Genomic DNA, 13,819 nt, shown 5'->3' on the forward strand with positions numbered 1-13,819 from the left:
ATGGCTGGTCCGGAATGGGACGCCGAATCCCTCGAATTGCTCGAGGACGGCCTGCGCAAGACGATGCTGTCGACCTCGGGTGCCGAACTGGACGCGGCACTTGCCGACCTGGGCTGGGCCGAGATGCTGTCCGACATGTCCGAGGTGGCGATACCGTTGGTGTTCCGGCTGCTGGGTGAAACGGGTTCGCACGCTTCGGTTCTCAACGACGTGGTGCTGTTGGCCTCCAGCCCGGCCGAAGGTGCGACGCCTGCACTGCCCTACGCAGGCGGCGGCTGGGTGGTCTGGGACTACACCGCGGCAGACGAGAGCACGGCTCTGGGCGGACTGCCACTGCGCCGGGTTGAAGAGGGCGGCCATCCACGGTTGCCCGACGCCCGTCGCGCGATCGCCTGGTGGCTCGTCGGTTCGGCACGGGCGATGCTCGCGCTGGCCCGCCAGCACGCGCTGGACCGGGTTCAGTTCGGCCGGCCGATCGCGTCCTTCCAAGCGATCCGACACCGGCTGGCGGAAACGCTGGTGGCGATCGAGGGGGCAGAGGCAACGTTGAGCCTGCCTGGCGACGACAACCCCGACCTGACCGCACTGCTGGCGAAGGCAGCCGCGGGCAAAGCCGCACTGACCGCTGCCAGGCACTGCCAGCAGGTGCTGGCCGGCATCGGCTTCACTGCCGAGCACGAACTGCACCACCATATCGAGCGCGCGATGGTCCTCGACGGGTTGCTCGGCAGCTCAAAGGAACTCACGCGCAGGGCCGGAGCGGGGCTGCGGGCCCGCGGCTCAGTCCCCCGCCTCGCCCACCTCTGACCCGTCTCGCCGGGCCTGCTCTACTTGATGTTGGCCTTCATCTCGTCCAGATTCACCAGCACCGGCCAGCCGCTCACGCTCAGCGCGTTCCCGTGGCCGGTCTGGTGAATGTCGAACACCGATTGGATGGCGGCGTAGAAGCCCTGGACGTCCAGCGTCTGGTTGACGGCACGTTTGGCCTGGCGCAGAGCGAAACTCGGCATCTTGGCGATTTGCTCGGCCAGAGCCCTGGTCTCGGTGTCGAGATCGTCGCGCGGGACGACCCGGTTGACCATTCCGGTGCTTGCCACCTCGTCGGCCGTCATCGCGCGACCGGTGAAGAGGATCTCCTTGGCCTTGCGCGGCCCCAATTCCCATGTGTGGCCGTGGTATTCGACGCCACCGATTCCCATCAGCACCACCGGATCGGAGAACAGCGCATCGTCGGCGGCCACGATGAGGTCACACGGCCAGCACAGCAGCAGACCGCCTGAGATGCAGCGCCCCTGCACCGCGGCGATCGACGGCTTGGGCACGTTGCGCCACTTCAGCGTGTACTCGAGATAACGGCGGTGTTCGTGGGCAATGATGAACTCGAGCGTGATCTTGTCGGGGACGGGTCCGCCGCCGCGCAGGTCGTGGCCGGCCGAGAAGTGTTTTCCGTTGGCGCGCAGGATGATCACCGCGACGTCGGTGTCCTCGGCGGCGCGGGTCCACGCGGCGTCCAACTCGTCGAGGAACTCGATGTTCTGCGCGTTGGCAGCCTCGGGCCGGTTCAGCGTGATGGTGGCGATCTTGTCGGCGACTTCGTATTCGATGTACACGTCAGTTCCTAATTGCGGGGTAGGCCCAGCAGGCGCTGGGCGATGATGTTGCGTTGAATCTCGGATGTGCCGCCTGCGATGGTGCCGCCGAACGTCCGCACGTAGCGCTCGAACCAGGCGCTCCGGTAGAGGTCCAGGTGGTGTGCGCTGTACGGACCTGAGAAGCCCGGCGAGGCGAAGGCGTCGACGCCCGCCGCGGCCAGCGCGTGTTCGGATGCCGCCTGCGAAGCTTCGGAGCCGAAGAGCTTGAGGACGGACAGCGCCGCCACGTCCTCGTCGCCACGCTCGGCACGCGCCAGCGCCACCGAGCCGAGTAGGCGAAGCGCCTGGTTGTCCATGACCAGGGTGGCGTACCGATCCCGCTCCAGCGCACCGGAGGGACGAAGGTCCTCGACGAGTTCCTCCAACCGGTCGGCGTAGCTGAGCCACAACATGTTCCGCTCGTGGCCCAGTGATCCGCTGGCGACCTGCCACCCTCCGTTCAGCGGGCCGACGAGGTTCTCGGCGGGCACCCGGACGTCGTTGAAGAAGACCTCGTTGAAGTCCACATCGTCCTGATCGCACACCGAGGCGAACGGCCGCCGCACCACGCCGGGCAGGTCGGTCGGGATCATCAACACGCTGATGCCCTTGTGCTTGGCGGCATTGGGATCAGTGCGAACAAATGTCAGGAGCACGTCGGCGTCGTGGGCACCCGAGGTCCACACCTTCTGCCCGTTGACGACGAACTCGTCGCCGTCGACGTCGGCACGGGTGCGCAGTGAGGCGAGGTCTGACCCGGCGCCCGGTTCACTCATTCCCAGGGACGCGGTCATTTCGGCGCGCAGGATCGGGACAGCCCAACGCCGCTGCTGCCCGGGTGTGCCGAACGAGATCAGCGACGCGGAGATGATGCCGACGCCCTGCGGGTTGAAGGTGAGATAAGACCGGCGGCGCGCCAGTTCCTCCTGGTGGACGTACTGCTGGAGGATCGTGGCGTTGCGGCCCCCGAACTCCGGCGGATAGCCCGGCAGCAGCCAGCCGTTGTCGAACATGAGCCGCTGCCAGCGCCGGGCCCAGTCCGGCACGTGGCTGCTGGATCGCGAGCGTTCCAGCGCCTCGGCATCCTCGGGCAGATGCTCATCGAGGAACGCGACGAACTCCGAACGGAACGCCTCGACGTCAGCGTCGAAGGTCAGCTGCACGTCGCTCCCGGCGGATCAGATTTTTGGTAAGACTTCTGTTACCAGTAAAAGGAGAATACTATTCTCCAAGTGAGAAAGTTACAATCTCTGACACGTTGGCCGCGAGGGGGTCGAGGACCGCAATGGCAAGGCGTTCTCCGGTACAGTCAGTCCATGTTCTTCCTACTCGGGCAGCATCCGAGCCGCCGGTGACAATTCCCAGCGAAGAACCTGCCTGGAAGCAACGCGCGGTCGAGCGATCGATCAAGACCGCGAAGCTCCGGGCAGCCCAACGCGTTCAGCGATTCCTCGATGCCGCCCAGGCGATCATCATCGAAAAGGGCAGCACCGACTTCACCGTGCAAGAGGTCGTCGACCGGTCACGTCAGTCGCTGCGAAGCTTCTACCTGCAGTTCGACGGTAAACACGAATTGCTGCTGGCGTTGTTCGAAGACGCCCTGTCACGGTCCGCGGACCAGATACGCGCGGCCACCGCCGGCCCGGACGAACCGATCGAGCGGCTGAGGGTCGCGATCCAGCTGCTGTTCGAGTCGTCACGTCCGGACCCCACGGCGCAACGGCCGTTGTTCACCGACTTCGCTCCGCGTCTTCTGGTCTCGCATCCATCAGAGGTCAAGATCGCCCATGCACCGCTGCTCGCGCTGCTGACCGAACTGATGGAAGCGGCGAGCGCCGCAGGTCAGCTGCGTGCCGGTATCAATCCGAAGCGAATGGCGGCCATGACGATGCAGACCGTCATGTTCAACGCCGCGCAATCCGCCGGTGAGTTGGACGAAGACGGGCCACACCCCATCACCGCAGACGAACTGTGGGACTTCTGTGCCCACGGATTGGCCGCCAGCTAGCTCCGAGAATTACGTTCTCGGCGCCGAGAATCTGACTTACACTGGGCGAGTGCCCGATCTCTGGACCGATCTGCTCGGATGCCTGGACATCGTCGCGTCGTCGGCAGACGACGGTGGGACGACCGAATTCGAGGGCCGGAACCAGCAGTTGGAATACCACCGGGTCTTCGGTGGTCAGCTGCTCGGCCAGTTCCTGCGCATCGCGTCGCTGATCTGCCCGGACAAGGTGGTGAAATCCCAGCACGCGGTGTTCACCCGGGAGGGACAAGCCGACGAACCCGTGCGCTACCAGGCGATTCGTGCCCATGAGGGACGGTCGTTCGCCGCGGTCACCATCGCCGCCACGCAGAGTCGCGGCGTCATCGCCACCGCGTCGATCAGCATGCACGCCGTCGAGGACGGCCCCCAGCACCAGCAGATCGAGGCCGTCGGGGCGGTGCTCGGTCCGGAACACGAAATCCCGCTCGACCTGATCCCGTGGCAGACGCGAGCAGCGGTCGACCTCAATGCAACCACCACCGGTCCCCCGCAGTTCGAATTCTGGATGCGCACCCCCGCGGTGGACCCCGCACTGGCGCAAGCGCTGGCCGCCTACGCCACGGACCTCACGCTGATCGGTACGGCGCTGCGCCCGATCGACGGCGCAGGTCAGCGCGGCAACGGCACGACCTTCACCTCCGCGGTCACCTCGCATACGGTGTGGTTTCACCGACCCTTTCGGACCGACGAATGGTTGCTGTTGCGCCAGCACAGCCCGGTTCTGGCACACGGGAGGTGTTTCGGTCGCGGCGACGTGCTCACCGAGGACGGCGCCCTGGTCGCGTCCTACGGGCAGGAGTCGCTTCTCCGCTTCGCGGAACAGAAGTGAGAAGCCAATTCTTTTAAGCAGAGAGTATAAATTGCCCGAAACGAGTCTCTTGTTGACACCATTGTGGCGCCGATGCCAGAGTTGTGAGACAAATTGCAGCCATTTGTCTTACATTCCTGGTCCAGCGAGAGGCGACACGTGACGATCAGTGCTGAAAACTCCGACGTGCAGGATGCCGCGGCAGCGGACGAGTTGTACTACGACCCGTACAGCGTCGAACTCAACATGGACCCGTATTCGGTGTTCGCACGCCTACGCGAGGAAGCGCCCCTGTACTACAACGCCAAGCACGACTTCTATGCGTTGAGCCGGTTCGACGATGTCAACAAGGCGGTCGTCGATCACGAAACCTTCATCTCCGGGCGCGGAGCACTGCTCGAGATCATCAAGTCCGGCATGGAGATCCCGCCCGGCACACTGATCTTCGAGGATCCACCGATCCACAACATCCATCGCAATCTGCTGTCGCGGATGTTCACCCCCCGCAAGGTCCTGGGACTGGAGCCGCAGATCCGCGAGTTCACCGCCCGCTGCCTGGATCCGCTGGTCGGAACGGGCAAGTTCGATTTCGTCAACGACCTCGGCGAGCAGATGCCCATGCGGGTGATCGGCATGCTGCTGGGCATTCCGGAGGAACATCAGCGCCGGGTGGCCGATCACGGAGAAGCGACCCTGCAGAGCAAGGAAGTCGACCTGATGGCTACCGGCGAGGTGTTCGCCGAATTCATCGACTATCGCACCGAGCATCCGTCCGACGACATCATGACCGATCTGCTCAACGTCGAATTCACCGACGAGACGGGGACCGTGCGGCGGCTGCGCCGGGAAGAACTGCTCATGTATCTGACCGTTGTCGCGACCGCGGGCGCAGAGACCACGACGCGTCTGATCGGCTGGGCAGGAAAGACATTGGCCGAGAACCCCGATCAGCGTCGCGAACTGGCCGAGAACCCGGCACTCATTCCACAGGCGATCGAAGAGATCCTGCGATGGGAACCGCCCGCACTGCAGATCGCCCGGTACGTCAGCCGGGATGTCGAGTGCTACGGCCACACGGTGCCCGCAGGCTCCGCAATGCTCATGCTCGTCGGCTCCGCCAACCGTGACCACCGCCGCTTCCCGCCGAACGGCGATGTCTTCGATATCCACCGAGAGCAGCACTCGCACATGACATTCGGTGCGGGCACGCACTTCTGCATGGGCAACGCGCTTGCGCGTCTTGAGGGCCGTGTCGCGCTCGAGGAAATCCTCAAGAGGTTCCCGACGTGGGAGGTCGACTGGCCGAACGCGCATCCGTCTCAGACCACGGCGGTTCGCGGCTGGGAATCCATGCCCACCTTCGTTTCCTGAATACCGATAAACCCAACCACCACCGAAGGACGATAAACACATGGCAGGACGTGTAGAAGGCAAGGTCGCGTTCATCACCGGCGCAGCGCGCGGACAGGGCCGCGCGCATGCGGTGCGATTGGCGTCCGAGGGCGCCGACATCATCGCCGTCGACATCTGTAAGAAGATCGACACGGTCGACCTGATCGCCGCATCGACACCCGAGGATCTGGCGGAGACCGCGGATCTGGTGAAGGGACACAACCGCCGTATCTTCACCGCAGAGGTGGACGTCCGCGATTACGACGCGCTGAAGGCGGCGGTCGACGCGGGCGTCGAGCAGATGGGCCAGCTGGACATCATCGTCGCCAACGCGGGCATCGGCAACGGTGGCCAGACGCTGGACAAGACCAGCGAGACCGACTGGACCGCGATGATCGACATCAACCTCGGTGGCGTGTGGAAGACCGTGAAAGCCGGTGTGCCGCATATCCTTGCGGGCGGCCGCGGCGGTTCGATCATTCTGACGAGCTCGGTCGGCGGATTGAAGGCCTACCCGCACACCGGTCACTACGTTGCCGCCAAGCACGGTGTGGTCGGCCTGATGCGGACCTTCGCCGTCGAGCTCGGCGCACAGAACATCCGGGTGAACTCGGTGCATCCGACGAACGTGAACACGCCACTGTTCATGAACGACGGCACGATGAGGCTCTTCCGTCCCGACCTGGAGAACCCGGGCCCCGACGATATGAAGGTCGTCGGCCAGTTGATGCACACACTGCCGATCGGGTGGGTCGAACCCGAGGACGTCGCCAACGCCGTGCTGTTCCTCGCGTCGGACGAAGCGCGGTACGTCACGGGCGTGACCCTTCCGGTCGACGGCGGCAGCTGCCTGAAGTGACGGTCGCGGAACTGTCGCTACCGCGTGGATGGGATGACATCACCCCGCACTGGATGACGGCGGCGCTCGCGCGTCACCATCCCGGTGCGGTGGTCGACGAGGTGGCGGTCGTGCTCCGCGACGATGGCACCAACAAGCGCGCGCGGTTGGCGCTGACGTATTCGGCGGGTTCGGGGCCGGCGACCGTGTTCGCCAAGGCAGTCGACCCCGACCACGCCGAACTCGTCGCGCTCACCAGCGGCCTGTACCACGAACCGCGACTGTTCAACTCCGACGTCGAACTCGGCCTCGACCATCCGACCGTCTACACCGCGCTCATCGACGAGGACCGCTCGGACTTCCTGATGATCATGGAGGACGTCGTCGCACGCGGCGCCGACCCGCGCGACTCCACCCGGCCGATGACCATCGAGCAGGCGGCCAGTGGCGCGCGCGGGCTGGCGCGGATGCACAGCCGGTTCTGGGGTCAGCGTGTCACCGCGCACCCGAGACTCGGATGGCTCGAGCCGTTCGTCGCATTCAATGGACTCGAGTACGCCCCACTGCACATCGCCCACGAACGGTTGGGCGACACCGTGCCCGCCGAGATTCCGGCGCTCAGTGGCACCGAACTGTTCGTCGACATCTGGGCCCGCTACATCGGCACGCTGACGAGCTCGGACCAGACCTTGCTGCACGGCGATCCGCACATCGGCAACACCTATGTGCTGCCCGATGACGAGGTCGGCTTCCTCGACTGGCAGATGGCCCGCCGCGGCAATTGGTCGCTGGATCTCGGCTACTTCCTGCAGGGCGCGCTGACGATCGAGGACCGACGCAGCGGCGAGCGAGCGCTGCTCGACGAGTACCGCGGCGCCCTCGAGCTGCCTACCGATGAACTGCCCGGCGCCGACGAGATCTGGTTGCGCTACCGCGCATCGGTGGCACACGGTCTGGCGATCTGGATGGCGACGCTGTCGGGAGGGGACGCGTGGCAGGGCGCCGAGATATGTCTGGCCCTGGCGCAGCGCTACTCCGCGGCTTTCGTAGATCTGCAGACGCGCGCGGCGCTGGAGGCCATCGGCGCTTAGGCCATTTGCGGGAAGGCCGTTTGCGGGAAGGTCATTTGCGGGAAACCCACCACTCGCGGGTATCCGGGTGCTTGCATAGAACCCGGCCACAGGGGGTGGGATACGAAGCGACTCAATGGCATGGACGCGATGCTGCTGTACAGCGAGACGCCGAATCTGCACACCCACACGTTGAAGGTGGCGATCGTCCATGCCGCCGACTACGACGGCGAGTTCACCTTCGAGGTGTTCCGAAGGACCGTCGCGCGCCGCCTGCACCTGCTCGATCCGTTGCGGTACCGCCTCGTCGACATCCCGTGGAACCTGCACCACCCGATGTGGATGGAAGACTGCCCCGTTGACCTCGACTATCACCTGCGCCGCGTTCAGGTGCCCGCTCCCGGCGGCCGTCGCGAACTCGACGAGGTGATCGGCCTGATCGCGAGCACACCGCTGGACCGCAGCCACCCGATGTGGGAGTTCCATTTCGCCGAGGGCATGGCCGACGACCGCTTCGCACTGATCGGCAAGGTGCACCACACCTTGGCCGACGGGGTGGCCTCGGCCAATCTGCTCGCCCGTTTGATGGACCTGTCCGGCTCGGCCGCCGAGGAAACCGACGAGTACCTCGTATGTGAAAGTCCGTCGACATCCGAACTGCTGGCGGCCGCGGGTCGCGACCACGTCGCGCGCATCGCTGCGCTTCCCCGGCTGGCACGCGATGCCGCCCGGGGAATCTCGAGGCTGCGGCGGCACACCAAGGATCGCAGCGACCATCCCGACCTGGCGAAGATGTTCCAGACCCCACCGACTTTCCTCAACCACGTGATCTCTCCCGTGCGGACGTTCGGCACCGCGTCGTTGTCGTTGGCCGACGTGAAGGAGACCTCCAAAGCGCTTGGTGTGACGTTCAACGACATCGTGCTGGCCACCGCTGCGGGCGGCCTGCGAGAACTGCTCCTGCGGTACGACGGTCGAGCGGACCAACCGCTCATGGCCTCGGTGCCCGTGAGTACGGACCTGTCACCGGACCGCGTGACGGGCAACGAGATCGGCGGTTTGATGGTTTCGCTGCCCATCCACGTCGACGACCCGCTCGAGCGGGTGCGCCTGACGTCGTTGTCGACGGCCCGTGCGAAGAAGGACAACGACCTCCTCGGCCCGAAACTGCAGGGTCAGATGATGGAGTATCTGCCTCCTCAGCTGGCACCGGCGCTGTTCCGGTGGCAATCCAAGCGCGCCGCGCACAACAGGCTGATGAACGTCGCCGTGTCGAGCGTTCCCGGGCCGCGCGAACACGGCCACATCGGCGGCGCGACAGTCAGTGAGATCTATTCGATAGGGGTGCTGTCGCCGGGCAGCGCCTTCAACATGACGGTGTGGAGTTACGTCGACCAGGTGGACATCTCGATACTGTCCGACGACCAGACCTTCAACGACATCCACGAGGCGACCGATGCGATGATCCACGGTTTCGCCGAGATCCGTTCGGCCGCCGGGCTGCCGCCACTGACCACCGTCGACACGGCGATGGCGCCCGCGCCGGCTGCCGGCTAGGTCAGCTGCTGCGCAGTTCGTTGCGCAGGATCTTGCCGGTGCTTCCGCGCGGCAACTCGTCGAGGACCGTGATATCGCGCGGCACTTTGTAATTCGCGAGATTGTCGCGCACGTGTTGTTTGAGCGCATCCGCTGACGTCGAGGCGCCGGCCTCGAGAACCACGAACGCGACGAGCCGTTGTCCGTACTGCTCGTCGTCGACGCCGAGGACCGCGGCCTCGGCCACCTCCTGGTGCGCGGCCAACGCCTTCTCGACCTCGATCGGGTAGACGTTCTCGCCGCCGGAGACGATCATCTCGTCGTCGCGGCCGACCACGAACAGCCGGCCCTCTGCGTCGAGGTATCCCACGTCCCCCGACGACATGAAACCCTCGTGAAAATCCTTGGTCGTGCCCGAGGTGTACCCGTCGAAGAGCGTGCCGCTGCGGACGAAGATCCGGCCGGTCTCACCGGTCGGCACCTCGTTGAAGTCTTCGTCGACGATCCGGATCTCGGTGCCGTCAGCGGGTTTTCCCGCAGTGTCGGGTGCGGCGCGCAGATCCGCCGGTGTCGCGGTCGCGATCATCCCCGCCTCGGTGGCGTTGTAGTTGTTGTAGATCACGTCGCCGAACTGGTCCATGAACTTGATCACCACATCGGATCGCATGCGCGACCCCGAGGCGGTGGCGAAACGCAGCGATCGTGCGGTGTAGCGGTTGCGCACGTCGTCGGGCAGCTCCATGATGCGGTCGAACATCACCGGAACGACGGCCAGGCCGGTCGCGTGGTAGCGATCGATCAACTCCAGCGTGGCTTCCGGGTCGAACTTGCGCCGTGTGACGATCGGGCACGCCAGCAGCGCCGCGAACAACAACTGCGAGAAACCCCACGCGTGGAACATCGGCGCGACGATCACGATGGGCTCCTCGGCACGCCACGGCGTGCGGTCGAGCACCGCCTTCAGGTCACCCGCACCACCGCTGCCAGCAGAACGCTTGGCGCCCTTGGGCGTTCCCGTTGTCCCTGAGGTGAGCAGAATGATGTCGCTCTTGCGCCCGCTGGGCTCGGGCCGCTGACCGGCGTGACGCTCGATCAGGTTGTCCACCGTGAGGTCGACATCCGCGCGGTCGGTCCAGGCCAGGATGCGCGTGGTGTCGGGCCTGCCTTCGAGCGCCCTGTCGACGATCGCCGTGAACTCGTCGTCGTAGATCACGGTGTCGGCGCCCTCGCGCTCGACGACCTCGGCCAGTGCAGGGCCGGCGAACGACGTGTTGAGCAGCAGCACGTCGGAGCCGATCCGGTTGGACCCCACCAGCGCCTCGATGAATCCGCGGTGGTTACGGCACATCACGGCAATGGTTTTCGGAGCCGCTCCGGCGGCGACATCAGAGCCGGGCTGGCCTGAGGCCTGGGCCTGTAACGCTGCCGCCAGAGCGTCACTACGATCGTCGATCTGCCTCCAGGTCAGGGTGCCGCGCTCGTCGATCAGCCCGGGGCTGTCGGGACAGCGCTGCGCAGCCGTCGCGAAACCCGAGGTGGCGGTCATCCCGACCCTGCGCACCGCTGCGCCCATTCGGATGTACCGGTCCGGGCGCATCGGTGCTATCAGCCGTGCGCGCCAGAGCGTTTGAAGAAGTCCCAGAGTGTCCGCCACGATCCGTTAGCCAAGCACAGGAAAGCGGCGTTCGCGGGCGAGTTCGTCGAGTGCCTTCTGCATCACAGCGCGAACGTGGAGATCGACCGCCTCGATGTCGGGCTCCTCACCGAACTCGGCCACCACGTCGATGGGCTCGAGGACCCGCGTGACGATCTTCGACGGCAGTGGAACGTTCGGCGGGAAGAACACGGATACACCGAACGGGAAGCCGACACTGATCGGCAGAATCTCGGCCCTCAGCTTGGTGAGACCCAACCTGCGCGCGATCGAGTCACCGCGGGCGAGGAACAGTTGGGTCTCCTGCGCACCGATCGAGACCATCGGCACGATCGGCACCCCGGTCTGGATCGCCGTCCTGACGTACCCGGTACGGCCGCTGAAGTCGATGACGTTCTCCGTGAACGTCGGACGGTACGAGTCGTAGTCGCCGCCGGGGAACACCAGCACGAGCGCACCGTCGCGCAGCGCTTGGGCCGCGTTCTCACGGTTGGCTTCGATGACGCCCGCACGACGCAGGAGGTCCCCGACGGGGCCGACGAAGATCATGTCGTGGCCGAGCGTGTAGACCGGCCGGTCGAAGCCGAACTTCTTGTAGAACTCCGGCGCGAACACCAGCACGTCGGGTGTGAACATGCCGCCGGAGTGGTTGGACACCACCAGCGCGCCACCTGCCGCCGGAATCTGGTCGAGGTCACGCACCTCCGCGCGGAAGTAGCGCTTGATGAGTGGGCCGACCCGGTTCACGATCCCCCGCGTGAACCCTGGATCCCACTTGGCGACCTGTTTGTCCGCCCCGTCGCTCATGATCTGTATGTTCCCAACTTTGCGCCCCGCTACCCGACTCGATGCGAGTAGTAGTACTCTCCGAAAAAGAGAATACCATATCCGCAGGTAGGAGACATATGTCTGACACCGTGCTCGTCACCGGTGGCTTTGGCCTGGTGGGATCGAAAACCGTGCGGCGATTGGCGGCGGACGGGCGCCGGGTGGTTGCCGCCGACCTCGATACTCCCGTCAATGCCAAGGCCGCGACGAAGCTGCCCGATGGCATCGAGTTCCGGTGGACCGACCTCACCGATGCCGATGCGGTCGAGCGACTGGTGTCAGAAACCGCCCCGTCCGCGATCATCCACCTGGCCGCCATCATCGCCCCGGCGATCTATCGCATCCCCAAGGTGGCGCGCCGGGTCAACGTCGACGCAACGGCGACGCTTGTCCGCGTCGCCGAGGCGCAACCGAATCCACCGCGGTTCGTCCACGCGTCCAGCAATGCCGTGTTCGGCGCCCGCAATCCGCATCGCACGCCCTCCCCTCTGACGGCGGAGGACCCGATGCGGCCCTGCGATGTCTACAGCGGGCAGAAGTCCGAGGCGGAGCAGATCGTGCGATCGTCCACACTCGAATGGGTGGTGCTGCGCTTCGGCGGCGTGCTCAGCACCGACCTGTCGGACCTGCCGCTCGGGATGGACTCCATGGTCTTCGAGAGCGCGCTGCCGAGCGACAACAGGGTGCAGACCGTAGACGTCCGCGACGTCGCACGCGCGTGCGCGGCGGCGACCACGGCCGATGTCGCGCGCGAGATCCTGCTGATCGCCGGCGACGAATCGCACCGGACGTGCTACGGCGACCTCACGCTGGCGCTCATGTCCGCTATGGGTATGCCGGGTGCGGCGGTACCCGGCAGACCCGGAAACCCCGACAGCGACGACGACTGGTTCGTCACCGACTGGATGGACACCACGCGCGCGCAGGAAGCCCTGAAGTTCCAGCACTTTTCATGGCCGGACATGGTGGCCGAACTGCGCGCGAACTTCGGCTGGAAGCGCTACCCGGCCCGGTTGATCGCGCCGGTTGCCCGTGCGGTCTTGAAGCGCCGCGGCGTGTACTACAAGGCTCCGGGCACCTATGCCGATCCGTGGGGCGCGATCAGCGCCAAATTGGGCGATCCATCCTGGGATCTGCCGAGCGAAGCGCGCTGACCGCATAGTGTTCGCCACGTGGACAGTTATCAAGGGCGCACCGCAGTCATCACCGGAGGGGCAAGCGGAATCGGGTTCGCCACCGCACAGGAATTTGCGCGCCGCGGCGCGCGCCTCATGCTGGCCGACATCGACGAGGCAGCCCTGAACGAGGCGGTTTCGACGCTGCGCAACGACGGGGTCGACGCCCACGGGGTGGTTTGTGACACCCGCAAGCTCGACGACGTCGAGGCGTTGGCCGACGAGGCGTTCCGGGTGTTCGACGCAGTGCACGTGGTGTTCAACAACGCCGGCATCGCCTACGCGGGGCCGATCGCCGAGACCAGCCATGACGACTGGCGCTTCGTGATCGACGTCGATCTGTGGGGCCCTATTCACGGGGTCGAGGCGTTCCTGCCGCGATTGATCGCGCAGGCCGACGACAGCCACATCGTGTTCACGTCGTCGTTCGCTGGCCTCATCCCCAACGTGGGACTCGGACCGTACTGCGTCGCGAAGTACGGCGTCGTCGCGCTCGCCGAGACGCTGTCGCGCGAGGTACGAGCGAACGGGATCGGGGTTTCGGTGCTCTGCCCGATGATCGTGGACACCGGCCTGATGGCCAACAGCGAGCGGGTGAGGAGCAAGGACTACGGTCCCGCGTCGTCGGACCAACCCCCCCAGGAACTGCCGTCCGCGGCGACCGACCCGGAGGTGCGGGCGGACGACGTCGCGCGTCTGACGGCCGACGCGATTCTGGCCAACCGTCTCTACATCGTTCCGCACCAGGCGGCGCGGCCCTCGATACAGCGCAGGTTCGAGCGCATCGACCGCGCCTTCGACGATCAGATCGCCGAAGGCTGGACTCACTGAATAGCGGTG

Annotated in this window: 13 protein-coding genes; 9 read left to right on the forward strand and 4 right to left on the reverse strand. The window is 65.6% G+C overall.

What is annotated here, in order from left to right; translation table 11 throughout:
- On the forward strand, positions 1-807 hold the full coding sequence (locus AB4Z42_RS11295) for an acyl-CoA dehydrogenase family protein (protein WP_442009244.1): 807 nt from the start codon (positions 1-3) through the stop codon (positions 805-807).
- Between the two features lie 20 nt (positions 808-827).
- On the opposite strand, the gene AB4Z42_RS11300 is transcribed toward AB4Z42_RS11295, so the two are convergent.
- Both AB4Z42_RS11300 and AB4Z42_RS11305 read right to left on the reverse strand, forming a co-directional pair.
- Positions 828-1,610: an enoyl-CoA hydratase gene (locus AB4Z42_RS11300; protein WP_442009245.1), complete on the reverse strand. Its 783-nt coding sequence runs from the start codon at positions 1,608-1,610 to the stop codon at positions 828-830.
- Between the two features lie 8 nt (positions 1,611-1,618).
- Positions 1,619-2,794, reverse strand: coding sequence for an acyl-CoA dehydrogenase family protein (locus AB4Z42_RS11305; protein WP_442009246.1), 1,176 nt, complete (start codon positions 2,792-2,794; stop codon positions 1,619-1,621).
- Between the two features lie 122 nt (positions 2,795-2,916).
- On the opposite strand from AB4Z42_RS11305, the gene AB4Z42_RS11310 reads away from it, so the two are divergent.
- The 6 genes from AB4Z42_RS11310 to AB4Z42_RS11335 all read left to right on the forward strand — a co-directional run bounded on the left by AB4Z42_RS11310 (position 2,917) and on the right by AB4Z42_RS11335 (position 9,343).
- Entirely contained in the window at positions 2,917-3,639 is a 723-nt protein-coding gene (locus tag AB4Z42_RS11310; RefSeq protein WP_442009247.1) for a TetR/AcrR family transcriptional regulator, read from the forward strand.
- 49 nt (positions 3,640-3,688) lie between these two features.
- The gene (locus tag AB4Z42_RS11315) at positions 3,689-4,507 is read left to right on the forward strand and encodes an acyl-CoA thioesterase (protein ID WP_442009248.1); all 819 of its coding nucleotides are present in this window, start codon (positions 3,689-3,691) and stop codon (positions 4,505-4,507) included.
- Between the two features lie 138 nt (positions 4,508-4,645).
- Positions 4,646-5,857 (forward strand): cytochrome P450, encoded by a 1,212-nt coding sequence (locus AB4Z42_RS11320; protein ID WP_442009249.1) that lies wholly within the window; start codon positions 4,646-4,648, stop codon positions 5,855-5,857.
- Positions 5,858-5,897: 40 nt separating this feature from the next.
- Positions 5,898-6,737: a mycofactocin-coupled SDR family oxidoreductase gene (locus AB4Z42_RS11325; RefSeq protein ID WP_442009250.1), complete on the forward strand. Its 840-nt coding sequence runs from the start codon at positions 5,898-5,900 to the stop codon at positions 6,735-6,737.
- Positions 6,734-7,807 carry a phosphotransferase gene (locus AB4Z42_RS11330; RefSeq protein WP_442009251.1) on the forward strand — a complete coding sequence of 358 codons (1,074 nt, stop codon included), beginning with the start codon at positions 6,734-6,736 and terminating at the stop codon, positions 7,805-7,807. Before AB4Z42_RS11325 ends, AB4Z42_RS11330 begins: the two co-directional genes overlap by 4 nt.
- A 120-nt stretch (positions 7,808-7,927) precedes the next feature.
- On the forward strand, positions 7,928-9,343 hold the full coding sequence (locus tag AB4Z42_RS11335; RefSeq protein ID WP_442009252.1) for a WS/DGAT/MGAT family O-acyltransferase: 1,416 nt from the start codon (positions 7,928-7,930) through the stop codon (positions 9,341-9,343).
- A 1-nt stretch (position 9,344) separates the two neighbouring features.
- Here the strand turns inward: AB4Z42_RS11335 and fadD12 are convergent, their stop codons facing one another.
- Entirely contained in the window at positions 9,345-10,919 is a 1,575-nt protein-coding gene (gene fadD12 / locus AB4Z42_RS11340; RefSeq protein ID WP_442009568.1) for an acyl-CoA ligase FadD12, read from the reverse strand.
- Positions 10,920-10,982: 63 nt separating this feature from the next.
- Entirely contained in the window at positions 10,983-11,783 is an 801-nt protein-coding gene (locus tag AB4Z42_RS11345; protein WP_442009253.1) for a lysophospholipid acyltransferase family protein, read from the reverse strand.
- 98 nt (positions 11,784-11,881) lie between these two features.
- Between AB4Z42_RS11345 and AB4Z42_RS11350 the strand changes: the two genes are divergently transcribed.
- The gene (locus AB4Z42_RS11350) at positions 11,882-12,958 is read left to right on the forward strand and encodes an NAD-dependent epimerase/dehydratase family protein (protein ID WP_442009254.1); all 1,077 of its coding nucleotides are present in this window, start codon (positions 11,882-11,884) and stop codon (positions 12,956-12,958) included.
- A gap of 18 nt (positions 12,959-12,976) precedes the next feature.
- Entirely contained in the window at positions 12,977-13,810 is an 834-nt protein-coding gene (locus tag AB4Z42_RS11355) for an SDR family NAD(P)-dependent oxidoreductase (RefSeq protein WP_442009255.1), read from the forward strand.
- Positions 13,811-13,819 lie beyond the last annotated feature (9 nt).

Source organism: Mycobacterium sp. 2YAF39 (genome assembly GCF_052114565.1).
Classification (GTDB): domain Bacteria; phylum Actinomycetota; class Actinomycetes; order Mycobacteriales; family Mycobacteriaceae; genus Mycobacterium.